We start from the raw sequence: 26,618 nt of genomic DNA, 5'->3' as shown, positions 1-26,618 counted from the left end.
ATGAACATGAGCTTGTATGAACAAATTAACGATGAAATTATTTTAATGGATGCAGGCGAACTCAAGTGGATCGGACAGGAGTTAGCTCTTGAAGCGATGGTTGCAGTTGATTTAATGCTGCAAGAATTAGCCGAAGAAAAGGTCATTAAAGTGCGTCGTAAAAATCATGAAAAGACGACTGGCCTAAAACAGGTTGATCGTATTCTGGTTGAAAAACTTTAAACATAAAGCATGAAAAGTCCCTGATTGGGGCTTTTTTTATGCCGGATGATTTTCATCTGACAGGTTGCTTATGAGCACCAGATGAGATAAAGCTAAGTTTAGGCCGCTATAAAAATTCAGCGACCACTATCGAAACGACTTAAATTAAAGAAATAAGCCAAAGAAGCGGTTAAACATGAATATACAGCCCCAGATCCAGATCAAATCTCTAGAGCAAATATCACAGCCGGAATGGCTATTTTTATGGCAAGACTATCAACGCTTTTATCAGACGCAAATTTCGGATGAGGTGAGTGAAAATACCTGGGATAAATTAACCAATTATGAATTAGATTCAATATACGGTTTTGCGGCCTTGATTGATGGAAAGGTCGTTGGGATGGTGCATGTCATCGAACATAACAGTAGCTGGACAGTAAGACCTTATGCCTATTTGCAGGATCTATTTACCCATCCTGACTATCGGGGAAAGGGTGTGGCGCGTAAGTTGATTCAACATGTCTATTAGGTTGCACAGCAGCGTAATTGCGACCGGGTTTACTGGCTGACTCAGGAATCAAATCATCAGGCACAAGCGTTGTATAACAAAGTCGCCAAGAAAACTGGATTCATCCAGTACCGTATGGATTAAAGCTCAAAAATTAAAAAAAATAACTTACAATTTTATCGTTTCATCACTGCAACAAAACGTTTTATCTTTAGGGCTGTAAACGGTTCCAGATTCTATACACTTAATAACATCCAAAACGTGAGATAAAAACATGAATTTCAAAACATTAGCATTAGGCTTGGCGGTCGCATCTGTAGCAACAGTTTCTATGGCAAAACCAGTGGCCTATACGATTGACCCGACTCATTCAGCAACGGTGTTCTCTTGGAGCCACTTTGGTTTCTCTACACCATCTGCAAACTTCAGTGACATCCAGGGTACGATTAATGTTGATAATGCAAAACCTGCGAATTCTTCGGTCAATGTGAACATCCCGGTTGCAAGCATTAATACGAATGTGAAAGCGCTGGATGACCATATTAAGACAGCAGAATTTTTTGATGCTGCCAAATATCCGAATATCACTTTTAAAAGTACTAAAGTTCAGGCTTTAGGCAAAAACAAATACAAAATCACCGGTAACTTAACCGTAAAAGATGTCACTAAACCTGTGGTACTGGACGCAGTTTTAAATAAACAAGGCGTGCACCCAATGACAAAATTACAAACGATTGGTTTCAATGCAACCACTTCATTTAACCGTTCAGCCTTTGGGGTAGGCGGTTATGTTCCAAATGTGGGCGATAAAATTACAGTGAACATTACTACCGAGGCTTCTGTTCCTGCTCCGAAAAAATAAGCATGACAAATTAAAAAAGCACCCAACTGGGTGCTTTTTTATTACGGTTATTTAAGTTGCAAGTTTTCTAAATAATGCAGCAATACCGAACTGGCGGCCTGTTCAAGCGCGGGCGCATAGCTTTGATGATCCGCCCGTAAGGCGGGAATATTGATCTGGGCTTTGCGTAACTCACAGGTATGTCCAATCAGCCATTTCTCTAAACTTTCACTGGCCACTTCAGCATGGAATTGTAGTGCCAGAATATTCTGTCCTACCCGAAAAGCCTGATTTGGATAAAGGTCAGAACTGGCCAGTAATTCTGCCTGTTCAGGTAGGTCAAAGGTATCACCATGCCAATGCAGGACGTCGATATCTTCCAGAGCTTTTAGTGGGTTATTTTCAATAGAAGCAAGACTGAGCTTAGACCAGTCAATTTCCTTCACATCTCCTGGATAGACTTTAGCATTCAATGCAGCAGCAATTAACTGCGCACCTAAACAAATGCCTAAAGTCGGTAAATTCTTTTCAAGTCGAACTTTAAGTAAGTCTATTTCGTGTTGTAAAAAAGGATAATCCTCAGTTTCATAGACTGCAATCGGGCCACCGAGAATAACGGTTAATCCGGGATGTTCAAAAGCCTTAGTGAGATCATCAATACCAGCTTCGAAATAACGCACACGTAAGCCGAGCTGATAAAAAATATCTTCCCAAGCGCCTAAGTCTTCAAAAGCCAGATGTTGAATGGCATACACGGTATCGGGGAGGTGGGCTAAGTTCAGCATAGTTTTTTGATATCAAGAGAATGATTTAATTTAACGTGAATCAAGAGCAAAATAAAAGGCTTTATCTACCGATCCTGTGCAAAATAGAAAATAATGAATATCGCTTCGCTATCGGCAACTGTATAAACATTTTTGTGTGATCGCTACATGAAGTGGGTCATTTTCCTTTTGTATAGGAAAGAGAGTAGAGTAAGACTGCCGTACTGAATAAAAACAACAAGCCTATCAGGAACAAGGATATGCAAAATATACGTTTATATGTCGATAAAAATAGAATCAGCCCTTATGCCATGTCGGTCTATGTTGCCTTAAAAGAAAAGGGTTTAGATTTTCAGGAAATCGTGATTGATTTAGATCAGCAGCAACAGAAATCTGCGGCTTATCAAGCCATTTGTCCAAGTGCTAAAGTTCCGTGTTTAATAGTAGATAACTTTAGCCTGTTTGAATCATGGGCGATCACTGAATACTTGGAAGATGCCTTTCCGGCTCCAAGTTATCCGGCCTTATATCCAAAGGAAATTCATGCCAGAGCTAAATGTCGGGCCATACAAGCCTTGGTCAAAACGGATTTTATGCAAATCCGCCAGCAGATGCCTTCCGATTCGGTATTTCACCCAGCAAAAATATCTACACCTCTTACAGCTCCGATCACTGAAGAAATTCAGCGCTTGGTAAATGTGGCAGAACATATGCTAGAGGACATATGGTTGACTGAACACTGGTCCATTGCAGACTTTGATCTAGCCTTTATGTTGCATCGTCTGCTGAGTCATCAGGTGAAACTTCCTGTGAAAATAATAGAATATGTCGAGCGTAATTTTAAGCGTGCTTCGGTACAGGCCTGGTTGGTAGAGCATGAAAAAGCTAAAACTTTAATTTAATGTTGACTGATAAAACAGTTCATAAAAAATCTACTTAAATAGGTAAAATTCAAGCGTAATATGAATCAGAATAAAACTTGAAATATGCTGAGGATACAGTCCTCGTTGAATAATAAGGAAGGAGTGGCCGGTGGGGAATTCACATCATCATGAGCATAGTCATGTGACCGTGACTGCAAAAAATGCCAAAAAATTATCAATAGCGCTGGGATTAACCACCACTTTTTTAATTGTGGAAGTGATTGCTGGTTTTCTAACTCAAAGTTTGGCCTTACTTTCTGATGCTGCGCATATGTTTACCGATGCTGCTGCACTGGCTATCGCTTTAGTCGCTATCAAAATTGGACAAAAACCGGCAGACAATAAACGGACATTTGGTTATCAGCGCTTTGAGATTTTGGCTGCTTTGTTTAACGCCTTAATGCTGTTTGTGGTTGCGATTTATATTTTGTTTGAAGCTTATCAGCGTTTGAGTCATCCGCCGGAAATCCAGAGTTTGGGCATGATGATCGTGGCCACCTTGGGGCTAATCATTAATCTGATTTCCATGAAAATTCTGGTGTCTAGCAGTCAGGAAAGTCTCAATGTCAAAGGCGCTTATCTGGAAGTGCTGAGTGATGCACTGGGGTCTGTAGGCGTGATTATTGGAGCGCTAGTGATTTATTTCACTGGCTGGATGTGGGTGGATACGCTGATTGCGGTATTGATCGGATTTTGGGTGTTGCCAAGAACCTGGATTTTGCTGAAACAGAGCATCAATATTCTGCTTGAAGGTGTGCCGGATGAAATTGATATTGAAAAATTACGCCACGATCTTTTGGCGCTCGAAGGGGTTCAGGACATTCATCAGCTCAAGGTTTGGGCAATTACCTCCAAAAAAGTCATGCTGACTGTGCATCTGGTTGCACCGAATGTGGATTATCAGAAACTGCGTCATCAGGCCTTTGAGATGCTCCACCATGAGCATCATATTACCGAGATGACCTTGCAGATCGAAGCGGAAGATTGTCCGCCGGAACATCGGGGACAATCCTCACATCCGCATTCACATGCCGAAAACCATCAGCATTGAAATTGAATAATCTAAGCATCAGGAAAATTGATTATTTTTTAAAAGTGAGCGAATCACATCCAGATAACTTGGCGGAGCATCGACATACTGACGCTCTCTTAACATCTGGTGCATTTTTGCCAGCTTTTGATGCGGAACAGAGGCCATTAAATGATGTTCAATATGATAGTTCACATGAATTGGTGCAACAAAAGCACGTGCCAGCCAGCCTGCACGGGTAGTTCGAGTATTGCTCAGGGCAGAATGACTGGTTTCTAGGCCCGCATGCTCAGCCATGGCGCGGATGCGGATGAACAAGGGGAATGGAGTGATATAGGCAAGAGGCCATAATAAATATAGTTTAGGATGTCCGCTGGCCCACAGTGCAGAAAAAATTGCTGCATTTGAGATGAGCATACCGGAACTATTTTTCAGCAAGTTTTTCGCTAACTCTAGATTGCTGCGATCACCACGCGGAATTGGCTTGGGGTCGTTGGAAACACTCCATTCCAGTAATTCAAGATCCATTAATACTCGACCTGCAAGGAACTTAAGTCCAGATTGCCCATTCAGATCACGAAAGAATTTCCTGAATAGTGAGCTTTGAGTAATGGGAAAATTTTTTACCAACCCCAAGTCAGGATCATCTGGCTGCGAGGTTTTAGCATGATGTTTCAGATGATAGGGACGATACTTGCCGACATCATTCCAGATCGGGCGTGCACAGAGCCAGTCGGTCAAATGAGTGTTTAACCATTTAGTTTTGAACAGGCTATGATGGGAGGCATCATGCATCAAAATAGCCATGGCAAGCTGGCGTCCAGCAAGAATGGCCAATGCCAGCGCGCACATCAGGACTTTCCCCCACGTAGGTAAATATTCCCAGCTATAGGCTACCGTGCCAAAGGTCATGACAATTACGGTCCATGTCGAACCTACTGCCCAGGCACCGTGCAAGTCTGAGGTCGTGGTGAGTTCTTTAATTTCATCACGACTAAAAAGTTCTGTGACACTGACCTTGCTGTTCATTCTTCTGCCTATATTTAGTTCTTATTGCTGTATTCAATATATTTGGATGAAATATTACAGTCAATTTATTTTTGTGTATAAAATAGAAATAAATTAGACCCCTTGGTCTTTAAAATAATGTTGCCATAAAAGTTGACCCTGTTTTTCTATTTTGCGGACTGCGAGCTCAAATTGTTGTCGGGCATCGGTGTCTATCCATTCTGCAGGAAGCAAAGGATCAGCACGTAAACTAAACAGGGCAGATTTACCTAGATAAAAGGCACTTTTTGCAGCATCTGCTAAAGTCAGATTTTGGTAATTCTCAAACCAGTCATTGATATCATGCTGTACTGCATGATAGGTCTGATGTAGCGCTTCGATATCCCATAAATCACGAACTTCGGTTTCACTTTCCAGTTGACTGATTTGGAAAAAACGTGCGTCAGGATCTAATCCAAACTGGATTACAGCTGTTTTTAATGGACTTAGGTTTAGTGTTAAATTATCGGGACGAATAAAAACATTTTGCTCTAGTTCCTGAAAACCATAATAACGTAGCGCTTTTTCTCTTTTAGATAAGGCAGTACGGTCTACACGTCCCAAAGTGCCGGTATAGACCAATACATATTTTCCGTTCCATGTGGTCGCCGTTTGCATATCAGGGTGTTTGTTTAAGCTGATAAAAGAAGTATCGAATTTTTTCTCTAGCAATTGATATACGCCGCGCTCTACAGCTTGAATCACATTTTCCTGATTTAATCGGGCCACAGCGACACGGATCCCATTGTCAGATATACCCAATAATTCAGCAGCAGTTAATATCCGCTTAATAGACAGGGTGGAGTTTTTAGAGGCATATAAAAGATCTAGAATTAGATGACGAGCATTTAATTTATAAGTCATGAAACGATATCGTTATGAAAGGGATTGAAAGTTTTAAAGTTTATCCACAATAGCACTTTGTCATAAATAACCCAAAAAAATTGTCAGGGTAAAAGAGGATGAATAAGTGATTTGAGATATGCATTTTATTAATAAATTTTTTTCAAACACAATAAAAAACCCTTATCTTTCGATAAGGGTTTTTCGTATTCTGGAGCGGGAAAGGAGACTCGAACTCCCGACCCCAACCTTGGCAAGGTTATGCTCTACCAACTGAGCTATTCCCGCAATGAGGTGAATTATAGAGAATTCCACAGCAGTGTCAACTCTCTATAAATCTGTTTGATTAATTAATCAGCACGGCGCCAAACCGTACCTTGACGGGTATCCTCAAGAACAACACCTTGATCAAGTAAAGATTGACGAATCTCATCCGCACGTGCGAATTCTTTGGCTTTCTTGGCATCCTGACGCTGTTGAATTAAATCTTCAATTTGTTCAGGTGACAACCCTAGAGCTTCCTGACCAATGTCAGACTTGAGGAACTCTTCTACATCCTGCTGTACCAGACCGAGAATATTGGTCAGGTGACGTAAAGTTGCATAATAAATCGCTGCCTGTTCCGCATTTTCTTCTTTCACGGCACGATTCAGTTCTTTATTGATTTCGAACAATACCGCAATCGCTTCAGGCGTATTGAAATCATCACATATAGCGGTATTAAAACGTTCAACAAAAGCCTCATCCAGAGTTTCAATCAGATGATCACCATAAACCGCCTGATAGGTTTTAAACGAGTGATAGAAACGAGACAAGGTATTTTTTGCTTCTTTTAAGGCAACATCCGAGTAATTCACCGGGCTACGATAATGGGAAGAGACAATGAAATAACGCACCACTTCCGGATGGAATTTTTCAATCACGTCGCGAATAGTGAAGAAATTGCCTAAAGACTTCGACATTTTCTCGCCATCGACATTAATAAATCCGGCATGCATCCAGTAATTGACATACTGTTCGCCAGTAGAAGCTTCAGATTGTGCAATTTCATTTTCATGGTGCGGGAAGGTTAAATCGGCACCGCCGCCATGAATATCGAAATGATTACCCAGGCAGCAGGTCGACATTGCTGAACATTCAATATGCCAGCCTGGACGACCATTACCCCAAGGAGATGCCCATGACGGTTCATTTTCTTTGGCGTGTTTCCAGAGGACAAAGTCAAACGGATGTTTCTTTTCGACTTCAACATCGACACGTTCAGAGGCACCGGCTTGCATATCTTCTAGTTTACGGCCAGAAAGACGACCATATTTGGCAAACTTCTCGACCTCAAAGTAGACATCACCATTATTGGATGGATAAGCCGTACCTTTGTCGACCAGGTTGCTGATCATATCCTGCATCTGATCGATGTAATCTGTGGCTTTAGGTGCTACATCAGGTGCAAGGCAGCCCAGTTTGGCAAAATCCTCATTCATCGCATCAATAAAGCGGCTGGTTAGCTCTGAGATACTTTCGCCATTTTCATTGGCACGTTTAATAATTTTGTCGTCAATATCCGTAATATTACGCACATATTTGACTTTCCAGCCTTGGCTACGCAGGAAACGGATAATATAGTCAAATGCAACCACTGTACGTGCATGTCCAATATGACAGTAGTCATAAACCGTCATACCACAGACATACAGATCAATTTGACCTTCAACACGAGGTACGAATTCTACTTTTTTGCGTTGCTCTGAGTTATATAGAACAAATGGTTGCATAGCTGTTCAAAAGACTTCAAATAAAAGGATGAATCATCTTAACCTAAGCATAATTATTCATAAAGATAAAAGCGCAAAAAGCCTCAGTTATTTAGGATAGTTAGGCAACGAGAGTGATTTAGAAAGAAGAGGTTCAGGAAGTGAAATAGCGATATTGAGCTTACATTTTCAGAGGTAATGTTTGCCAGTATGATTAAATTATATTTGAATGAGTCTGGTCTGATTTGAACCAAACCTATTTTGGATAGCGTAAGCGCGTTCCCCTAAAAAATAAAAACAAGCGCCTTTTACAGCGTCAAAAATGAAGCGAATGTAGAGATGGAGATACCAGATTGTGCAAGTTGAATACAATCTGAATATATTAAAAATCCTTCGAATCCTCTACATTTAGAAAGCTTACAATTGCATAGCTATGCTAAAATTGCGAAAATTATGCCCATCAAACCAGAGTTTTTCTCTGTCCTTAGCGTAGGTAAACAGGCTTTGAATCCACAAAAAACAGCGAATCAACTAGATTTCCAGAAAGTCGCACTTGAAACACTGCGCATCGAAGAAAATGCACTACAGATTTTAGCAACACAGATTGATGACCGTTTTAGCCGGGCATGTGAAATTATTCTACAGTGTACCGGCCGTCTGGTGATTACCGGAATGGGCAAGTCAGGTCATATTGGCCGTAAAATGGCGGCGACCTTTGCTTCGACCGGAACTCCCTCATTCTTTATGCATCCAGGTGAAGCCGGTCATGGTGACTTAGGGATGCTGGTGGCTGGTGATGTGCTGATTGCAATTTCAAACTCGGGCAAGAGTGATGAAATCATGATGTTGATGCCACTCATCAAACATCTGGAAATTCCGCTGATTACCATCAGTGGTGATGATCGTGGTCCAATGCCACAAAATGCTGATGTAGCTTTGACGTTGGGTAATATCCAAGAAGCCTGTCCACTGGGTTTAGCGCCGACATCGTCAACGACGGCAACATTGGCTTTGGGTGATGCTTTGGCGGTGGCTTTACTGGACGCTCGCGGCTTTACCTCAGATGATTTTGCACGCTCACATCCTGCAGGTGCGCTGGGTAAGCGTCTGTTATTGCACGTGAAGCATCTGATGCGTACTGGCGCAGATTTACCTAAAGTCTCGCCAGATACCGCCATGAATAAAGTATTGTACGAAATTTCCAACAAGCGCTTGGGCTTAACCACAGTCGTCGATGAAAATGATGTGTTGCTGGGGATTTTTACCGATGGTGACTTGCGTCGCTTGATTGATAAGCAGCAAGGTTTTGATGTCAATCTGGCTATTCAGGACGTGATGACCAAAAATCCGTTGACCATTTCTCAGGAAGCACGTGCAGTGGTCGCACTGGAACGTATGAATGAACATAAAATTAATCAATTTGTAGTTGTTGATGATGCCAATAAAGTCATTGGCGTGATTAGTATGCATGACCTGATTCAGGCTGGGGTAAATTAATAAATGGCATCTTATGTATTATTAGAACAGGCACGTCATATTGCAGCACTGGTGCTTGATGTAGATGGTATTTTAAGTGATGGCTTTGTAACGCTGACCAATACTGGCGATGAGATCAAATCCTTTGACATTCGTGATGGTCTGGGCATGAAACTGGTTCAGCAAGCAGGGATCAAGGTGATCATTATCACCGGGCGTAAAAGCAATATTGTAGAAAAGCGTATGTCGGATCTGGGGGTTGATCTGGTCTATCAGGGCCGTGAAGATAAAGGTACAGCACTTCGTGAAGCCTGTGCGCAGCTTAATATTGATCCTGAAGATTGTCTGTACATGGGCGATGATTGGCCTGATCTGTCTGCTTTTGCCATTGCCGGCATGAAAGTGACCGTGCCTAATGGTCATGTCGAAGTTCGCCGCCGTGCCGATCTGGTGACTCAGGCACAGGGTGGACGTGGTGCGGTGCGTGAAATCTGCGATATGTTGTTAATGTCCAAAGGCATGTACCAAGAGTTACTTGAAAAATATACTCGTGCGCCTTATTAATAAGTCATATCTTTTGGATTAAGTACACCGCTTATGGATACTAAAGTTTTATATATTACGGCTGTGATTATTGCCGCAATAAGTGGTGGTTATTACTATTACAGCGGCAAGGGCAACAAGCTGCAGGCAGACTCTGCGCGCAGCATGACCTATTCCGCTCAAAATATTAACTTAACCCAGACGGATGAAGCAGGTCAGGTGTCGGTTCGTGCCCAAGTGGACCGACTCGAGCAGAACCTGCAGCTAGAAACCTCAAAGCTGGAAAATCTGCGAGCATCGACTTATGACAATGGTAAAGTCGATGCGACTTTCTTTGCCAAAATGGCGCATGGTTATGATGACAATACAAAAGTTGTACTCTCTCAAGAAGTGCTCGCCACCAAAATCATGCAAAATGGGAAAATGCAGTTTCGTACTGAAGAACTGACTGCTTTTCCGAAAACACGTGAAATTGAAACAGACAAGACAGTGATTGTGGAATCTCCACAGGCTGAATTTGTCAGCCAGGGTCTTAAAGCCAATCTTAATGATGGTCAATACGAATTCTTTAATATTCGAGGAAAGTATGAACCAAACTCCTAAAGCCAAAATGATGCACACTTTCCTAAAGCGTATGACGCTGGCGACTGTGGTTGGACTCGGTTCAATCACTGCTTTTGCCCTGCCATCTGACCGTAACCAGCCAATTACCTTGCTGGCTGACCGGGCGACTTTCAATGAGCGGACGGGTGTGACGACGTATTCGGGCAATGTCATCATTGAACAGGGCACTATGAAGCTGCAAGCCAATTCAATTGTGGCCAATCTGAACAATAAGCGCCAAATCAGTCTGATTACGGCGACAGGCAGCCCGGCACAGTTCCAGCAAAAAGTGGATCCGGCCAAAGGTCTTGCCAAAGGCCAGGCGCAGAAAATTGTCTATAATGCTGAAACTGGCATTATTACCCTGTCAGGTAATGCACTGTTGCAGCAGAATGGTGCCAGTATTCGTAGTGCGACTTTAAAATACAGCATGAACAAGGGTGATGTTGAAGCCATCGGTACACCGAATAAAACCGGTTCAGCTGAAGGTCGCGTAAAAATTGTGATTCCACCATCTAGTTCAACATCCTTCCCGGGAGCGCGTGATTAATGGAGCAATCGCAGCAGGTTCAAACCCTCACCATTAAACATCTGGCGAAAAATTATAATAAACGCTGGGTAGTGAAAGATGTGTCGTTCAGCATGGAAAGTGGTCAGATTGTCGGGTTGCTGGGACCGAATGGCGCCGGTAAAACCACCAGTTTCTATATGGTGGTCGGTCTGGTGCGGATGGATAAGGGGGAAATCTATCTGGATGATCTGGATCTTTCCGACCTCGCAATGCATGAACGGGCACGTAAGGGAATTGGTTATTTGCCGCAGGAAGCTTCGATTTTCCGAAAACTGACGATTTCTGAAAATATTATGGCGATTCTGGAAACCCGTAAAGACTTGACCAAGGCACAACGTCAGCAACGTCTGGCCGAATTATTGGCAGACTTTAAAATTACCCATATTAAAGATTCCTTGGGGATGAGTGTTTCCGGTGGTGAGCGACGTCGTGCCGAGATTGCTCGTGCACTCGCGGCTGATCCAAAATTTATGCTACTTGATGAACCTTTTGCCGGTGTCGATCCGATTTCGGTTGGAGATATTAAGGATATCATTACGACCTTGAAAGATCGCGGAATTGGGGTGCTGATTACCGATCATAACGTGCGTGAAACGCTGGCGATTTGTGAGCATGCTTATATTGTCAGTGAAGGCGCATTGCTTGCTGAAGGTACACCAGAAGAAATCCTGGCGAATGAAACTGTGAGAAAAGTTTATCTGGGTGATGATTTCACAGTGTAAATTATCTTACTTGATCTAAAGAACCTGCATCAGACGCCAGTTGTGGGATGCAGGTTTTTTTGATCAAATCAAAGTGAAAAAGATTTCTTTTAAAGTGATTTGATCTATTGTTAGGCTAAAACAAGAAAACATTACATAATTATGCGATTTAGGGCAGAACACTTTAAAAAAAATCAGGGGAAAACAGATCAAAAAAGAAAGAGATTGATACTTCTTCTTTTGCCTTTATCTGTATCTTTGGTGCATGCAGAAAGCTCACCCCATTATTTTGCCAATCTCAAAAATGGCTTGGGTCAGCTGATTGCACCCAAGCCGACACGGTCAGCGCATACCATTGATATTACCTCGCTCGGTCATTATTCATTAGATACATCAAAAGTAGCTGAGCTGCCGAAAATTACCCGGCCACAGTCAGGACAGTCGGCTTTAAGTTCTACGATCACAGCTGGCATTCCACAAAAAATGAATTTGGTGGAAGCTGTACACCGGGCAGTGCAGCGACGTCCTGAAATCACCCAGAGTATTTCGACACTATCTGCGCAGGCCGCGAATATTGATGTGGCGAGATCGGGTTATTATTCGCAGTTATCCGGGGGTATCGGGACAGGTGATCTCACTTCCGGTGAACGTGGACGACAAATGATTTCTTTGAATGCCACCTAGATGCTATATATGACTTTGGCAAAATTAAAACCAATGTCAGTGTGGAAGAAGCCCGTTTAGCAGAAGAACAGGCAAGGGTGCTGGTTAGTCTGGATCAGATTGCATTTGAAGTAGCAGATGCAATAGTGAATATCAAACGTTATCAGCAAATCACCCAGATTGCCCAGCAGCAGATTCAGGGCATTGGACGGATTGCAGAAATTGCCAATTTGCGTGCCCGCGCCGGAATCAGCAGTCAGGCCGACCCGATTCAGGCCCAGTCCAATCTGGAAGCAGCGCAATCGAATCTGATTGTTCAGCGGACTCAATTAAGACAATATCCACAACGCTTGTGTACCTTGCTAGGATTTGATGTATCCACTGTTGAATGGGATATTCCTGATCGTATTGTGGCACAGGCCGATCTTTATCAGGATCCGGAATTTACCCAGATTCCGAACATGATTCTGGCCCATGCCGGGGTCAATGTTGCCCGTTCGCAAAAAGATCAGGCGCGATTAAGTTCTTATCCGACTATTAGTGTTAAAGGTAGTCTAAGTCAGGCGATGAATGGGCGAAATCCAAATAATAATGAAGATGATGGCTTCTATAATTCAGTCATGATTGAAGCCAGTAGTAATTTGTATCAGGGTGGTGCAACGCGTTCACAGACCCGTGCCGCAAGCTATGCCGAAGAAGCTGCACGCGCACAGGTTAATACGGTCTATCTGGATGTGCTAGATCAGGTGCGCTTGATCCGCGAGCAAATTGAAAATAAACAAAAACAAATGGGGGTTTTATCCCAGCGCCGCGCAACCACGATACGCACCAAAGAGCTGTATCAAGAACAATATAAATTGGGTACCCGAACCGTGGTGGATTTGCTAAATGCAGAGCAAGCCATTCATAGTGCCGCGCAGGAAATTGAATCGGCACGCTATGATATTTATTCGGCGATCGTACAGTACATTCAGGTCACCGGCCGTACACGGGATATTTACGCGCTTAACCGTATTTCTATTCAGGGGTTTGAAGTTCAGCCATGAGTACTACAATAAATTATCAACCGTGGCTTAAAGCGGTTTTAAATATTGCCCGGCATTACCGGATCGAGCCTTCTGAGGAGCGGATACGCCTGCAACTGGACTGGAACCAGCATCATGACATCGATGACATGCTCAAGATAGTCAGTCGTCAGATGGGTTTAAATGTCCGTAAAAATAAATTTGAGCGCAGCCTGCTAAATTCATGGCGTTTACCTTTACTGGGAATTCGATAGTGGTGATGTGGGGGTGATCGAACGCATCGACACGCAGGGTAATGTCAGCATTCAGCTCAGTGGTGATGAAGGTTTATCTCAAAGCTTTACAGTTGAACAGTTAGAGACTGGCATAAAGCATCTTTATGTGCTGCGTCCTGAATCTTCAGTGCCAGATGCGCGGGTGGATGAATATATCAAACCCTTTGAGAAAAACTGGTTCTGGTCAATTGTCCTGAATGACTGGAAGCGTTATATCGATGTGATGTTTGCGTCTTTAATTGCCAATATTCTAGCATTGGCCACGATAGTCTTCTCGATGAATGTCTATGACCGTGTCATTCCATCACAGTCCATTCCGACGTTATGGGTGTTGGCCGGTGGTGTGCTGATCGCCTCGATTTTTGAGTTTGTTTTACGTGTCTCGCGGATCTATCTATCAGACATTATTGGTAAACGTGCGGATTTAAAAATTTCTGACCGGGTTTTCGGTCATTCATTACGTATCAAAAATAGTGAACGTTCTAAATCAACAGGAACCTTCATTTCACAAATTCGCGAGCTGGAAGGCGTCCGCGAACTGGTGACTTCAACCACAGTCACGGCGATTGCCGATCTGCCATTCTTCTTCCTGTTCTTAGGCATCTTCTGGGTGATCGGTGGCAATCTGTTCTGGGTCATGTTACTCGTTGTGCCCTTAATGATTCTTCCGGGAATTCTGGCGCAGAAAAAATTGGCACAGCTGGCGCAATTGGGCATGCGCGAATCTGCCATCCGCAATGCCTTGCTGGTAGAAGCTGTACAAGGAATTGAAGACATCAAGCTGTTAAGAGCTGAAACGCGTTTCCAGAACCAGTGGAATCATATGAATGAAGTATCAGCCGATGTCAGCATGCAGCAACGTAAAATTGTCGGCTTGATGACCGCCTGGACCCAAAAAATTCAGGGACTGACCTTTGCAATTGTAGTCTTGGTCGGGGCTTTTGCGGTGATAGAGGGTGACATGACCACAGGCGCACTGGTGGCCTGTTCGATTCTATCTTCACGCATGCTGGCACCAATTTCACAAATTACGGGTGTACTGGGTCGCTTGCAACAGGCTAAAGTCGCCAAGGCTGGTTTGGATGAACTCATGAAAAAACCGGTGGACCAGCCGGATTATTCGCACCTGATTCATCGTCCGGCACTGGATGGGCATTATGAGCTCAACGGTGTGGTGTTCAAATATGGCGATGATGATCCGAAACCGAGTTTGATGATTCCCAAGCTAGAGATCAAGCCCGGGGAGAAAATTGCAATTCTGAGCCGTAATGGTGCAGGAAAATCGACCTTGTTGCAGCTCTTGTCTGGGATGCAGACACCGTTACAGGGCAAGGTCAAGCTGGATGGGATTGATCTGACCCTGATTGATCCGTCAGATGTGCGGCGTGATATGAGTTTGCTAAATCAGAACTCGCAGTTATCTTATGGTTCAATTCGTGAAAACCTGACTTTGGGTGCACCTTTGGCCACCGATCAGCAAATTCTGGAAGCCTTACAAATTACCGGTGCACTGGGATTTGTACAGGAGAAAAAAGAAGGGCTGGATCATATCATTTTAGAGGGTGGTGTCGGCTTTTCTGGTGGACAGCGCCAAGCCTTGTTATTGGCGCGGTTGTTGATTCGTCAACCAAAGATTTTGCTACTGGATGAACCGACCGCTGCTATTGATGATGTGTCAGAAAAACAGTTGATTGATCATCTTAAAGGCTATTTAACCCATCGTACGATGATCGTTGCGACTCATCGCCGTGCGGTATTGGAACTGGTGGACCGTATTCTGGTGGTCAATGATGGCAAGATTGTGATGGATGGACCACGGGATCAGATCCTGAATCAATCGCAAGGTGGTAAGAAGCGGGTTGTGGGAGCAAGTGCATGAGTGAACTACAGCAACTAAAACGTTCCAGCAAGGTCAGCTTTCAGGAACCGCCCTTACCGAAATCAAGTGTCATCATCTGGATTATCGGCATTGGCCTATTGGTATTGCTGAGCTGGGCCTGGTTATTCAAATTGGAAGAAGTATCTACCGGTACCGGGAAAATAATTCCATCATCCAAAGAGTAGGTGATTCAGTCTCTGGACGGCGGTATTCTCACCACACTCAACGTCAAAGAAGGTGAAATTGTCGAGCGTGGGCAAGTATTGGCCCAGCTTGATCCGACCCGCTTTGAATCCAACGTCGGTGAATCAGAATCCTTGCTGGTGTCATCACGTGCCACTTCAGCCCGTTTACGTGCGGAAGTCACCGGCGCACCGTTGGTCTTTCCTGAAGAAGTGTTGAAATACCCCAAATTGGTTAAAGAAGAAACGGCCCTGTATCAGTCGCGTCGAGCCAATTTGCAAGAATCTGTTGCAGGCCTGGAACAGGCTTTGTTACTGGTGCAGCAAGAACTGGAAATGACCGCTCCCTTGGTCGCCAAAGGGGCAGCCAGTGAGGTTGAAGTGTTGCGTCTAAAACGTGAAGCCAATGACCTGCGTAATCAGATGAATGATATCCGTAATCAATATTATGTGAATGCGCGGGAAGAATTGTCCAAAGCCAATACTGATGTAGAAACCCAGCAACAGGTGGTACGTGGCAAGTCGGATACTTTGAGCCGAACTGTTTTTAAATCACCGGTTCGCGGTGTCGTCAAAGAGATTGATGTGATGACGCTGGGCGGCGTGATTCCACAAAATGGCAAGTTGATGACCATCGTGCCACTGGATGAAAAATTACTGGTTGAAGCACGAATCTCGCCGCGTGATATTGCCTTTATTCGCCCTGATCAGGAAGCATTGGTTAAAATTACAGCTTATGATTATTCGATCTATGGTGGGTTGAATGGTAAAGTTGCGATGATTTCACCGGATACCTTGCGTGATGAAGTCAAGCAGGATCAATTTTATTATCGGGTGTATATCCGTACCGATAGCGACAAGCTCAGCAATAATGCCGGGCAGGAGTTCAATATTACTCCAGGGATGGTGGCCACCGTGGATATTCGTACTGGTTCAAAAACCGTGATGGATTATCTGATCAAGCCATTTAATAAAGCCAAAGAAGCCTTGCGTGAACGGTAATATTTGCCAAGCAATTGAGTAAAACAATCGATCAAAATCAGGCCTCTCCGTGGAGAGGCTTTTTATTTGTCTGTGCAAAGCGGGTATACTGCAGCAGTGAGAGTTTAAAGCCTGAAGTTATGCCATTTACCATTGCCAGCCTGGTCAGTTTTGAGGAAGACATCAAAAAAAGCCGCTTTCAGGCCTTTGCCACCCCTGTTGAGAATGAGCAGGACGTCAAAGATTTTCTGGAAACTTATCGTGATCCAAGCACCACGCATCAATGCTGGGCCTGGAAAATTGGCCATCAGGTACGCTTTAATGATGATGGTGAACCTTCAGGCACAGCGGGACGCCCGATTCTGGCGACCATTGAAGGCAATGAGCTGACCAATGTGCTGGTACTGGTCAATCGCTGGTATGGCGGGATCAAGCTGGGAACAGGGGGCTTGGTACGTGCCTATGGCGGTTGCGCTGGACAATGTTTGTTGTTGGCAGAAAAAATTGAACTGATTGAAAAGAAGAAGGTGCAATTTTCCTGTCAATTCAATGAATGGGCCATCTTTCAATATGAATTGAATCAGCAGCAAATCGATTATCAGGAAGAATATACAGCCGAAGGGGTGCAGATCAGCGCCTTATTTCAGTTACATCAAATTCAACCTTTTGCCTTAAAAATTCAAGATGTGACCCGCGGCCGTGAACAGCTCAAAATCATAGAAGAAGCGACAGATGACTGACGTAGATCCCTTACTGAAATATCGTGAGCAGCATAAACATCGCCTGAATTACATGCCTTGGCTGTACTGGTCTTTAAAGCCAAAAAATCGCGGTTGGGCAGAAGCGTGGCAAAAGGACTATCAGGCTTACTTGATGGAAATGGAAACCGTCGAGATTGGTGAAAACTGTTTTATTTCACCTCTTGCACATATTTTCGCGGAGCCGGGACGCAAAATCATTATTGGTGATAATAGCTTTATTGCTGCAGATTGCACCTTACATGGCCCCCTAGAGATCGGTAATGAAGTGGCGATCAATCATCACTGTATTCTGGATGGTGGCCGGGTGGGGATTAAACTGCATGATCAGGTGCGCATCGCCGCTTATTGTCATCTTTATGCCTTTGATCATGGCATGGATTTGGAGCAGCCGATTTATCAGCAGCCAGTACGTTCGCAAGGCATCGAGATTGGTCGGGATGTGTGGCTCGGTGCGCATGTCGGTATCAAGGACGGAATTAAAATCGCAGATCAGGCCGTGGTGGGAATGAACAGTATGGTGACCAAGGATGTCGAGAAGCGTGCGATTGTCGCCGGTAATCCGGCCCAATTCATTCGCTATCGTGAATAAGCTTTTGGAAGTCAAGTGCTTGATGCAACAGCCTGACTCAGCAGATGGTTCGATATATTGATCTATATTTGTTCACATAAAAGTTAACATATTTCAAGTCAAGCCTTACAGATTTCGCTGCACATTTTTGAATGCTTATGCTAAGTTAAAAATAACTAAGAAATTTTTATCATAAATAGAAGAGAGGCTAAACATGAAACGTGTCATCGCCTGCATCGACTCATCACCATGTATAAACGCGCTGGCTGACGCGGCGGCATGGATTGCCAAACAGACTGGCCGTGAACTGGTCCTGTTACAGGTTTTGGATTATTACCCGGCCAGTTATCATCTGGGGGAAATCAGTGGGGTTATTGGCTTTGAAAGCAATGCCATGTTACTCAAAGAGTTGGCTGAGCTTGAACAAAAACAAAGTGAAATTGCGCTGGATTATAGCAATAACCTGCTGCAACACATTTCCGAGCGGATTCTGGCAGAACATGGTATTCAAACCACACATATTCAGGAAAAAGGTGATTTTCTGGAACAAAGCTTCCAGATCCTGCAGCCTGATGATATCGCAGTAATTGGATTACTCGGTGAACGCTCCGCTGAAAAAAACAAACCGATCGGCACCAATGTCGAAAATTTTATTCGTGGGGCCAATTGTACCGTGATGACTGTCGGAGAACAGTTTAAGCCGCCGACACGATTTATTTTCGCCTATGAATATTCACCGACCTGTATCAAGATGATGAAACGGATTGCGGAAAGTGATCTGCTGCGCTTATTGCAATGTCATCTGTTATATATCGGTGATCATGCTGAAATTCTAAATGAACCTTTGCAATATTTAAATCAGGCCGGTTTAGATGTGGTGCCACAATACCGCTATGGCGATGTCGCAGAAAATATTTTGACCTATCAACAGGAACTCGGGATTCAACTGATCGTGTTGGGTGCATTTAGTCACAGTAAAATTCACCAGTTCTTTTTGGGCAGTATTGCGACCACGATTTTCCGGAATTCCAAAGTACCTTTACTGGTTGCGAAGTAAGGATTGCATAAAATAGCCAAGCGCGAAGTCTAATCGTAAATTGTTACAGCTTGATTTAAAAATGACCAGAGTTATCCTCATATATTGTGGATAACTCTGTGGTTAATATTTATAAGTTAATGTTATTTATAATAAATATGTCATTGGGTGATTTTTGTTCTTCTTGTTTTATTTCACAATCGCGAGTGCAAAACCATCATGTCCTTTGCTGCCAACCGTTTGTAAAGCAGTGCATGACAAGATACGTGGATGATTTTGAAGCGCTTTAAACATGTCACGAATGCCTTCAATACTTGGTTTATTATTGTCCGGATTAATGATCTCGCCAGCACGAATCACATTGTCTAGAAAAATAAGCGTACCTGAGTGGGACAGGTTTAAACTGAGTTCCAGATATTCCGGATAACTCTGTTTGTCTGCATCAATAAAGATGAAATCGAAAGCTTCCGTATCTTCAGGCAGGGCTTTAAGCACATCTGCTGCACGGCCGCATTTCAGTTCGACGGTCTGTTTAAGCTGCGCGCGATCAATATTTTCCTGACCCATCGCTGCATGGGTATCACGTCCTTCAATCGTCAGGATATAGCCATCATCCGGCAACGCACGTGCCAGCCACATGGTGCTATATGCTGCAAATGTGCCGAGTTCCAGTACACGTTTACATTGGTTCATCTGGATCAGCATCTGCAACAACATGCCTTGATTCGGTGCTACAGCCAGGTGATCAGGAAAACCGTGCGCTGCGGTATTCTCAAGAGTTTGATTCAGAATAGGGTCTTCAGGAATTAAATGTGAATCAATATAGTGATCAATGTCTGTCCACATTTGTTGCATAGTCTTAGCACCTCGATTGCGATGCGTGCATTTTAAACTTTTCGCGGCAGAGCGCAATTTATTGTTCTATAGGTGATGATTTTTTAGGCTCTACAATGTCCTGAATGAACTTTGTAGAGTGGTTGTCATGACTTAGTAATTACACATCGAGGAATTACGGCCTAAACTCGGTCCCCAGGTACGATAACCTTGGGTATCGATGTGGATTTGACCTGAAGCATACATGCCAAGTCCCATATTCAGACTTTGACCATGCTGTACCCAGAACTGACACAATTTGAACTTGGTATTTTCAATATAGCTATAATCTTGTGCCTGCGGATATTCAGGCCCAATCCGGAAATCGATGGCAGAGTTGTACAGATGGCGTGAAGAGTTGGCACCACCGGCACACTGGTTTAAAGGCAGGTCACGATAGACTGACGTGACTTCAAAATCAGTCAGTACATTGGCTGCAACCAGATATTTAAAGACTTTTAAAGTTGGGATCTGATTGGCCCATAATTCACGGCTTGGAATCATGTATTGGGAACGGCCACACTTGGCCCAATCACGTGCAGTACGCATCAATTCGAAACTCGGAATGATATTGCCAACCCCATGACGTTCCAGAAAAACCTCATATTCACGCACGCGTGACAAATTATCCAGTGCCGATACCCAGTGGGTATACACATAAGGCACAGTTTTTGGGTGGGCTTTACGATCGTATTGAACACGTTCTTGTGGAATGTAAATCCGTTTTCCAGCAGGTGTGGTGGCCTGTCCAGGTTGTTTTGTGGTCGTGGTACAGCCCACAAAAACAAGAGGAATTATACAAAGACTCAATAATCCCTTTAACAAGTTCTTCATTTATAGAAATCAGATATTTACAAAATAGCGCTATTTTAGACTAAATATAGGGAGAAATTTGGAGAATATTGCAATGAAATGTGTGCGTTGAGTATAAAAAAGATCAGCATTTGCTGATCTTTTAAAGTTTAAACTAATTACTTTTCAAGGTATTGTAATTTGTCTGCTTTGCCATTCCATTCTTCACGGTCTGCTGGCTGGTCACCAATTTGTGTGATATTTGGCCATTTTTGTGACAGGTCAGCATTCAGTTCAATAAAGACTTCCTGACCTTCTGGTAATTCGTCTTCAGAGAAAATTGCATTTGCCGGGCATTCAGGTTCGCATAACGCACAGTCGATACATTCGTCCGGGTTAATCACAAGGAAGTTAGGACCTTCATAGAAACAGTCTACAGGGCAAACTTCAACACAGTCTTGATATTTACATTTAATACAATTTTCAGTGACAACGAAGGTCATGGCGACAGCTACCTAAAAAATATGGTTCTAATTACGAATGCTGTATTTTAGGCAAAAACAGGGGGAACTAACAATTCCTTTTATTGATATTTGTTATATATAGGGCTGTTAAATTTGAAAAAAGGTCGCATACCGATGAATTACAGCATTCATCGGTATGTTCAGGACATCGACCCTATGCCAGATGAGGTCTAGGACCGAGAATTAACTTGGCTGTTTGATCAGGTCTTTGAGCGCATATAACTGCTGCAAGGCTTCACGCGGAGTTAAACTATCTACATCAATATCTTCGAGTAAGTCCAGTGCAGGCGATTCTTTTTCAATTTCGATGATACGTTCTATAGGCTCCATAACTTCAGGCATTGCAAACAGATCATGCTGCGGGCTCAGTGGCTTGGCCTGATGCTGTTTTTCCAGAATCTTTAAGCGGTTTTGCGCTTCTTTAATTACCGCAGCCGGAATGCCTGCCAATTTCGCGACTTGCAAGCCATGACTTTGACTGGCCGGGCCATGTTGCACCTTATGCAATAAAATCAGATTACCATTCAGCTCTTTGGCCGTGACATGGTAGTTATTAATGCCACTTTCCTTATCCAGTTCAGTCAGTTCGAAATAATGGGTAGCAAATAGACATAAACATTGAATGCGTTTGGTCAGATCCAGCACACAGGCCCAAGCCAAAGACAAGCCATCATAGGTACTGGTTCCACGGCCAACTTCATCCATGAGTACCAAAGACTGGCTGGTGGCATGATGCAGGATTTGCGAGGTTTCGGTCATTTCCACCATAAAGGTTGATTTGCCGGTCGATAAATCATCGGCAGAACCAATACGGGTAAAGACACGGTCAACCGGACCTAAGGTTGCAGCTTGTGCCGGAACATAGGCACCACAATAAGCCAGTAATACAATCAATGCAGTCTGGCGCATAAAGGTCGATTTACCGCCCATATTCGGACCGGTAATAATCGCCATCCGATGGGAAAAATCCAGTCGCGTATCGTTCGGCGTAAAGGCGGTTTTACTCAGGGCTTCTACCACCGGATGTCGACCGGCAGTAATACTGACGCCGACTTCCGGGCTGAATTTTGGACGCGACCAGTTGCGTAAACGCGCCTGATGGGCAAAATTAGCAATCAGATCAATCTGGGCAATGGCGCTGCTCATCATCTGTAAACTGCCGATATCCTGACGCAGTTCATCCAGCAGCATTTCAAACAGCATTTTTTCACGGGCCAAGGCACGCGATTCGCTTGATAAGACTTTGTCTTCAAATGCTTTCAGTTCAGGTGTGATGTAGCGTTCGGCATTTTTCAGGGTTTGACTACGAATATAGTGCTCGGGTGCCTGTTCAGCCTGTGCGCGGGTCAGTTCAATATAATAGCCACTGACACGATTGTAGCCAATTTTCAGTCCCGGAATACCACTAGCTTCACGCTCTTTGATTTCCAGATCAATCAGGAACTGGCTGGCATGATCACGAATCTGACGCAGTTCATCGAGTTCACTGTCAAAACCTTCTGCAATGACATTACCATCACGAAGCAGGACTGGCGGATTTTCAACAATGGCTGACATCAGGCGTTGATGTAGACCATGGAAGTCGCCTAGCTCTTCATTGAGTTGTACTAAAAGCTTGGACTGTTGCTGACTCACAATCGGTTGCAGGGCATGACGTAAAAATGGAATTTGCGCACAGGCCTGACGCAGTTGTACCAGATCACGTGGACGGGCACTGCCAAGCGCAATACGGCTCAGCACCCGTTCAATATCGCTAATCTCTTTAAGCACCAAACGTACAGGTGCTTCGTGGAAACCTTGAAGTAAGGCTTGAATGGCATCCAGGCGCTCATCCAGCAGGGCAGTATCGCGTAAAGGTTGCATCAGGGTACGACTAAGCAGGCGTCCACCCATAGCAGTTTGGCAATCATTGATCAGCTGAAATAAAGATGTCCCATGTTCAAATAAAGGCTCAATCAATTCAAGATTACGGCGTGTGACCGGATCTAAAGCAATAAAATCTGAACTTTGTTCTAGCTGAATCGTGCGGATATGCGGTAATGCAGTTTTCTGAGTTTCCTTGGCATAGTGAATCAGTGCTGCAGCGGCTGCTTTGGCCAAAGGTAAATGATCAATGCCAAAACCTGAAAGCGTACTGACGGCAAACTGGTCACATAAGGTTTTTTGCGCATTGTTTAGGTTGAAGTCGACATCGGGACGTTTGGTGACCGAGATATCCAGTTGCTGTTTGAGTTGTTCGGTCAATGTCGGATCAGTGATATTTTCATCCAGCAGAATTTCGCTTGGCATCAAACGTGCCAGTTCAATCATGAGCTGGTTAAGATCATAATCCTGCTGCTGTACTTTAAATAAGCCAGCGCTGAGATCGAGAAGTGCAATGCCAATCTGACTCTGCTGAATACATAAAGCCACCAGATTCGAGCTTTGATGTGCACCGAGCATGGCATCATCGGTCAGGGTGCCCGGCGTAATAATCCGAACTACACCACGCTCAACCGGTCCTTTCCCAGTAACCTCGCCGATCTGCTCGCAGATCACCACGGTTTCGCCTTTTTTGACCAGACGTGCCAGATAGCCCTCGGCTGCATGATAAGGCACGCCCGCCATAGGAATCGGCTGACCATTGGCTTTACCACGATGGGTCAGGGTAATGCCTAAAATCTTGGCTGCCTTGTGTGCATCTTCAAAGAACAGTTCATAAAAATCACCCATACGATAAAACATCAAAGAATGCGGATGCTGCATTTTCACCGACATGTATTGCTGCATCATGGGCGTTAAGGTAGAAAGATCAGCCATAATTTCTGAACTGGTCATTAAAAATAAATCCTTTCAACAAGAGATAAATGCAAATACTGCTCAATAGGCTATGCAGGAAAATTTAAAGCACGTTTTCAGTCTGGCCAATCCCACATGATTGAGCACAGGAGATCGAAAATGTGAAATGAATCTGCTGATTCAATTCAGCTTTAAAGCTGTATTTCAGCAAGTCTATCAAATTTAATTTTTAGAAAGAAATGAAATTCCAGATGAATGTTTAAGTCAGCGCTCAGATCTGCCGCTATGGCTTCTTATTCAGCACTATTTGCAATTTTAAAAAAAATAAACCACCGGATGCGAACATGCGGTGGTGAGTCTCAATCAAGACGATAGATTATTCCGGATCATAAAGACCAAGGTCGGTCAGATGTAATCTGAGAATCCGGCGTAATTCCAGCACGGCTTCAGGCGTTTCCTGAATCGAGTGGCCACCCTTAATGACTTTGCTAGATACGGCACCTTCCAAGTAAGCACTTTCGTATGAAACAATGCCATCACTCATCAGTTTAGGGTCTTTTGTGTCTACCGTATTGCCGATAATAGAATGAAATTTGATATTTTTAGAAGGCTGAATATCCTTTGTTAATGCAGTAAATTTCGAATTTTCACTCAGATCGCTTGGGCCATTCTGAATCAGGTCATGTCCCAGTTCTTTGACAAACTCGTTTAACCCGATCTCACCTTGCAGGGTATCGGCAAAGGCACCCAAAAATGCGCCCGGTATGCGGATAATTTTACGGGCCAGTTTAGTATGCCAGCGATCGGCATATTCCGTCCCACGATGCGGTGTCGCTAAGAAAATGGCCCGGGTGAAATTCGGAATAGGTTGCATTTGCAGGCGTGCTTTAAAGAGCGGGTTATCCTTAAATTGTGCAATGCGGGTATTTTGTACCAGCTTGAATGCATCTTGGGTAATATCGGCCTGACTGACCATTAAACGGGCAATTACACCTCCCATACTGTGTCCGACCAGTACCGCATCTTTTTTGGCTGGCGCATTGTTCGCAACCCGGGCAAAGCCTTGCTGAACCAGTGCATTAATTTGAAAACGGCTTTCCAGAATCGGCATATTAGTAGAATAAAATACCTGCCAGACCTGGAAATTTTCTCTTAATACCGGATCACCCATAATGTCGTTGGTCAGACGAATCCAGGCTTCAGGACTACTGGCCAGGCCATGAATCAATACCAGCACTTTCTTGTCCGGATTATAAGGTTCCAGCATGTACAGGTGCGGCATGCTCAGACTGTCTTCGCGATTAATCAGCGTCAGATAGGCTAAACGCCCCAGATTGTTCTCGGCCAGCCATAAACCGTAAGGTGCGGAAAAGTTGGCGGCTAGCGCATATTCTTTCGAAGCTACTTTGATCTTTTCATGTTTATAAGGGTCATACAGTTTCAGGTGAAACTCCGAAGTAGATAAAATCTGTTCAGTCGAATTCGCGGATTTTGGTACAGCAGTAATGGTGGTCGCCAGATAGCGTGCTGAATGAATGTTAGGATTTTTACCATTTGGATAGTTGTGCTTGAGCGGATCGACAATATATTTTTTATCCTGCTCGTTTTGCTGTGCTTCAGGTAAAACCACTAAAAATTCTGAACCAAAACCATCACGACGAGTAATGGAACGTAGGCCGGAAAAGTTCATGTTATAGGTGGACATCAGCTGTTCAATGGTCTGGTTTTTCAGCTGCGGAAAATTTTCCAGATCAATGGTGTATACACTGTCACCGACCTGAATGCGCTGGCCGGACTGTTTGGCTTCATAACGTTCAGCATAGCGTTGAATCAGATGAGCAATCGCCAGGTTATAAAAGTCACGAATCTGGACCTGGCGGTTATCAAAAATACGCTCTTGCGGCGCACGCTCGGTTTTAAATAGATAGGCATAGCTATAACGAATGCTTTTATCCAGCATAGTGAGCTGCTGATCCAGACATTTCTGGATATTCTGTTTGTGTTGTTGCTGTTTTTCCGGTGACCGGGTTTTGTTTAAGACACCGGTGTTGCATTCGGCAGACTTGGCATTTTGTAAGGAGTTGGCGAGATATAATTCACTTGCTGTAGAAAGCAATTGTTCATCTAAAATCTGGGGAATACTTTTCAGATCTTCCACACATTCTTCGGGCTGATCAATACAGATCTGGGCTTCACGACCTGTCATGGATAACACATTCAGACTGGCTTCACTGAGCTTGTCGCGGGTCAAGATGCTGTCACGCTCATTGTTCAGCGTGACATTAATAGCCTGTTCCTTAACACTGACCACCTGACAGCCGCTGAGTACGCTGGTGATGAGTAAAGTGCACAGCATTAATCTTTTATTTATTTTTTCGTGCATAAAACTTTTCACTGAATTCAAGTTATAAAGCGGGATAATGTTTTGTATTTTACTAATTTTTTCCCATAAAAATAGACCGCCGTAGCAGTCTATTTG

General features: G+C 43.8%; 21 protein-coding genes, 1 tRNA gene and 4 pseudogenes. 16 read left to right on the top strand and 10 right to left on the bottom strand.

Translation table 11 applies throughout. The features are described from left to right. Positions 1-6: 6 nt before the first annotated feature. From NI470_RS05805 to NI470_RS05795, 3 genes and pseudogenes are all read left to right on the top strand, one after another. On the top strand, positions 7-222 hold the full coding sequence (locus NI470_RS05805) for a hypothetical protein (protein WP_005246695.1): 216 nt from the start codon (positions 7-9) through the stop codon (positions 220-222). A 175-nt stretch (positions 223-397) separates the two neighbouring features. Continuing rightward, a pseudogene (locus NI470_RS05800) lies at positions 398-853 on the top strand (GNAT family N-acetyltransferase). Between the two features lie 130 nt (positions 854-983). Next, positions 984-1,571, top strand: coding sequence for a YceI family protein (locus NI470_RS05795; RefSeq protein ID WP_004646669.1), 588 nt, complete (start codon positions 984-986; stop codon positions 1,569-1,571). A gap of 47 nt (positions 1,572-1,618) precedes the next feature. Here NI470_RS05795 and NI470_RS05790 read toward each other — a convergent pair whose 3' ends face one another. After that, positions 1,619-2,335, bottom strand: a complete 717-nt coding sequence (locus NI470_RS05790) for a glutamine amidotransferase (protein WP_005246691.1) — start codon at positions 2,333-2,335, stop codon at positions 1,619-1,621. A 239-nt stretch (positions 2,336-2,574) separates the two neighbouring features. Here NI470_RS05790 and yfcF point away from each other — a divergent pair, with 239 nt between their 5' ends. Then, on the top strand, positions 2,575-3,216 hold the full coding sequence (yfcF, locus tag NI470_RS05785) for a glutathione transferase (protein WP_253147891.1): 642 nt from the start codon (positions 2,575-2,577) through the stop codon (positions 3,214-3,216). Between the two features lie 130 nt (positions 3,217-3,346). Continuing rightward, positions 3,347-4,288: a cation diffusion facilitator family transporter gene (locus tag NI470_RS05780; protein WP_253147892.1), complete on the top strand. Its 942-nt coding sequence runs from the start codon at positions 3,347-3,349 to the stop codon at positions 4,286-4,288. Between the two features lie 18 nt (positions 4,289-4,306). Here the strand turns inward: NI470_RS05780 and NI470_RS05775 are convergent, their stop codons facing one another. The 4 genes from NI470_RS05775 to cysS form a co-directional block, all read right to left on the bottom strand. After that, positions 4,307-5,296, bottom strand: a complete 990-nt coding sequence (locus tag NI470_RS05775; RefSeq protein WP_005107238.1) for a fatty acid desaturase family protein — start codon at positions 5,294-5,296, stop codon at positions 4,307-4,309. A 93-nt stretch (positions 5,297-5,389) separates the two neighbouring features. Then, positions 5,390-6,178 (bottom strand): hypothetical protein, encoded by a 789-nt coding sequence (locus tag NI470_RS05770; RefSeq protein ID WP_004279961.1) that lies wholly within the window; start codon positions 6,176-6,178, stop codon positions 5,390-5,392. 191 nt (positions 6,179-6,369) lie between these two features. Next, a tRNA-Gly gene (locus tag NI470_RS05765) sits at positions 6,370-6,445 on the bottom strand. Between the two features lie 62 nt (positions 6,446-6,507). Further along, positions 6,508-7,929: a cysteine--tRNA ligase gene (gene cysS, locus NI470_RS05760; protein ID WP_253147893.1), complete on the bottom strand. Its 1,422-nt coding sequence runs from the start codon at positions 7,927-7,929 to the stop codon at positions 6,508-6,510. A gap of 432 nt (positions 7,930-8,361) precedes the next feature. On the opposite strand from cysS, the gene NI470_RS05755 reads away from it, so the two are divergent. From NI470_RS05755 to NI470_RS05705, 11 genes and pseudogenes are all read left to right on the top strand, one after another. Beyond that, a complete protein-coding gene (locus NI470_RS05755) occupies positions 8,362-9,405 on the top strand; it encodes a KpsF/GutQ family sugar-phosphate isomerase (RefSeq protein ID WP_004279959.1) in 1,044 nt (347 codons plus the stop codon). Between the two features lie 3 nt (positions 9,406-9,408). After that, entirely contained in the window at positions 9,409-9,948 is a 540-nt protein-coding gene (locus tag NI470_RS05750; RefSeq protein ID WP_004279958.1) for a KdsC family phosphatase, read from the top strand. Between the two features lie 33 nt (positions 9,949-9,981). Next, positions 9,982-10,530: an LPS export ABC transporter periplasmic protein LptC gene (gene lptC, locus NI470_RS05745; protein WP_004646678.1), complete on the top strand. Its 549-nt coding sequence runs from the start codon at positions 9,982-9,984 to the stop codon at positions 10,528-10,530. Further along, positions 10,514-11,080 carry a lipopolysaccharide transport periplasmic protein LptA gene (gene lptA / locus NI470_RS05740; RefSeq protein ID WP_253147894.1) on the top strand — a complete coding sequence of 189 codons (567 nt, stop codon included), beginning with the start codon at positions 10,514-10,516 and terminating at the stop codon, positions 11,078-11,080. The genes lptC and lptA overlap by 17 nt, the downstream gene beginning before the upstream one ends. Continuing rightward, positions 11,080-11,823 carry an LPS export ABC transporter ATP-binding protein gene (gene lptB / locus NI470_RS05735; RefSeq protein WP_195724841.1) on the top strand — a complete coding sequence of 248 codons (744 nt, stop codon included), beginning with the start codon at positions 11,080-11,082 and terminating at the stop codon, positions 11,821-11,823. Before lptA ends, lptB begins: the two co-directional genes overlap by 1 nt. Positions 11,824-12,042: 219 nt before the next feature. Continuing rightward, positions 12,043-13,511, top strand: a pseudogene (locus NI470_RS05730) (TolC family protein). After that, a pseudogene (locus NI470_RS05725) lies at positions 13,508-15,644 on the top strand (type I secretion system permease/ATPase). Before NI470_RS05730 ends, NI470_RS05725 begins: the two co-directional pseudogenes overlap by 4 nt. Continuing rightward, a pseudogene (locus tag NI470_RS05720) lies at positions 15,641-16,828 on the top strand (beta-barrel domain-containing protein). Before NI470_RS05725 ends, NI470_RS05720 begins: the two co-directional pseudogenes overlap by 4 nt. A gap of 119 nt (positions 16,829-16,947) precedes the next feature. Beyond that, complete coding sequence (locus NI470_RS05715; RefSeq protein WP_004646684.1) at positions 16,948-17,547, top strand: IMPACT family protein; 600 nt, start codon at positions 16,948-16,950, stop codon at positions 17,545-17,547. Next, positions 17,540-18,157 (top strand): DapH/DapD/GlmU-related protein, encoded by a 618-nt coding sequence (locus NI470_RS05710; protein WP_004279945.1) that lies wholly within the window; start codon positions 17,540-17,542, stop codon positions 18,155-18,157. Before NI470_RS05715 ends, NI470_RS05710 begins: the two co-directional genes overlap by 8 nt. Before the next feature lie 193 nt (positions 18,158-18,350). After that, on the top strand, positions 18,351-19,193 hold the full coding sequence (locus NI470_RS05705) for a universal stress protein (RefSeq protein ID WP_004279943.1): 843 nt from the start codon (positions 18,351-18,353) through the stop codon (positions 19,191-19,193). A 168-nt stretch (positions 19,194-19,361) separates the two neighbouring features. On the opposite strand, the gene NI470_RS05700 is transcribed toward NI470_RS05705, so the two are convergent. The 5 genes from NI470_RS05700 to NI470_RS05680 all read right to left on the bottom strand — a co-directional run bounded on the left by NI470_RS05700 (position 19,362) and on the right by NI470_RS05680 (position 26,522). Next, positions 19,362-20,027: an O-methyltransferase gene (locus tag NI470_RS05700; RefSeq protein WP_004729865.1), complete on the bottom strand. Its 666-nt coding sequence runs from the start codon at positions 20,025-20,027 to the stop codon at positions 19,362-19,364. A 132-nt stretch (positions 20,028-20,159) separates the two neighbouring features. Continuing rightward, on the bottom strand, positions 20,160-20,879 hold the full coding sequence (locus NI470_RS05695) for a D-Ala-D-Ala carboxypeptidase family metallohydrolase (protein WP_004279938.1): 720 nt from the start codon (positions 20,877-20,879) through the stop codon (positions 20,160-20,162). A gap of 137 nt (positions 20,880-21,016) precedes the next feature. Next, positions 21,017-21,340 (bottom strand): ferredoxin FdxA, encoded by a 324-nt coding sequence (gene fdxA / locus NI470_RS05690; RefSeq protein ID WP_004279936.1) that lies wholly within the window; start codon positions 21,338-21,340, stop codon positions 21,017-21,019. 204 nt (positions 21,341-21,544) lie between these two features. After that, positions 21,545-24,178, bottom strand: a complete 2,634-nt coding sequence (mutS, locus tag NI470_RS05685) for a DNA mismatch repair protein MutS (protein ID WP_253147895.1) — start codon at positions 24,176-24,178, stop codon at positions 21,545-21,547. Positions 24,179-24,515: 337 nt separating this feature from the next. Beyond that, positions 24,516-26,522, bottom strand: coding sequence for an esterase/lipase family protein (locus tag NI470_RS05680; protein WP_253147896.1), 2,007 nt, complete (start codon positions 26,520-26,522; stop codon positions 24,516-24,518). Positions 26,523-26,618 lie beyond the last annotated feature (96 nt).

This window comes from Acinetobacter lwoffii (assembly GCF_024129115.1).
Taxonomy (GTDB): Bacteria; Pseudomonadota; Gammaproteobacteria; order Pseudomonadales; family Moraxellaceae; genus Acinetobacter; species Acinetobacter lwoffii_T.
Note: the sequence above shows the minus strand (reverse complement) of the source record. Positions and strands in the feature narration are given on the sequence as shown.

Bases quoted from the DNA above. Each gene is read 5' to 3' on its own strand.
- lptA (WP_253147894.1), top strand. From the start codon at position 10,514: ATGAACCAAACTCCTAAAGCCAAAATGATGCACACTTTCCTAAAGCGT.
- NI470_RS05710 (WP_004279945.1), top strand. From the start codon at position 17,540: ATGACTGACGTAGATCCCTTACTGAAATATCGTGAGCAGCATAAACAT.
- NI470_RS05790 (WP_005246691.1), bottom strand. From the start codon at position 2,335: ATGCTGAACTTAGCCCACCTCCCCGATACCGTGTATGCCATTCAACAT.
- mutS (WP_253147895.1), bottom strand. From the start codon at position 24,178: ATGACCAGTTCAGAAATTATGGCTGATCTTTCTACCTTAACGCCCATG.
- lptC (WP_004646678.1), top strand. From the start codon at position 9,982: ATGGATACTAAAGTTTTATATATTACGGCTGTGATTATTGCCGCAATA.
- NI470_RS05775 (WP_005107238.1), bottom strand. From the start codon at position 5,296: ATGAACAGCAAGGTCAGTGTCACAGAACTTTTTAGTCGTGATGAAATT.
- NI470_RS05805 (WP_005246695.1), top strand. From the start codon at position 7: ATGAGCTTGTATGAACAAATTAACGATGAAATTATTTTAATGGATGCA.
- NI470_RS05770 (WP_004279961.1), bottom strand. From the start codon at position 6,178: ATGACTTATAAATTAAATGCTCGTCATCTAATTCTAGATCTTTTATAT.
- NI470_RS05695 (WP_004279938.1), bottom strand. From the start codon at position 20,879: ATGAAGAACTTGTTAAAGGGATTATTGAGTCTTTGTATAATTCCTCTT.
- NI470_RS05705 (WP_004279943.1), top strand. From the start codon at position 18,351: ATGAAACGTGTCATCGCCTGCATCGACTCATCACCATGTATAAACGCG.
- yfcF (WP_253147891.1), top strand. From the start codon at position 2,575: ATGCAAAATATACGTTTATATGTCGATAAAAATAGAATCAGCCCTTAT.
- NI470_RS05680 (WP_253147896.1), bottom strand. From the start codon at position 26,522: ATGCACGAAAAAATAAATAAAAGATTAATGCTGTGCACTTTACTCATC.
- NI470_RS05750 (WP_004279958.1), top strand. From the start codon at position 9,409: ATGGCATCTTATGTATTATTAGAACAGGCACGTCATATTGCAGCACTG.
- NI470_RS05795 (WP_004646669.1), top strand. From the start codon at position 984: ATGAATTTCAAAACATTAGCATTAGGCTTGGCGGTCGCATCTGTAGCA.
- lptB (WP_195724841.1), top strand. From the start codon at position 11,080: ATGGAGCAATCGCAGCAGGTTCAAACCCTCACCATTAAACATCTGGCG.
- NI470_RS05700 (WP_004729865.1), bottom strand. From the start codon at position 20,027: ATGCAACAAATGTGGACAGACATTGATCACTATATTGATTCACATTTA.
- NI470_RS05715 (WP_004646684.1), top strand. From the start codon at position 16,948: ATGCCATTTACCATTGCCAGCCTGGTCAGTTTTGAGGAAGACATCAAA.
- NI470_RS05755 (WP_004279959.1), top strand. From the start codon at position 8,362: ATGCCCATCAAACCAGAGTTTTTCTCTGTCCTTAGCGTAGGTAAACAG.
- cysS (WP_253147893.1), bottom strand. From the start codon at position 7,929: ATGCAACCATTTGTTCTATATAACTCAGAGCAACGCAAAAAAGTAGAA.
- fdxA (WP_004279936.1), bottom strand. From the start codon at position 21,340: ATGACCTTCGTTGTCACTGAAAATTGTATTAAATGTAAATATCAAGAC.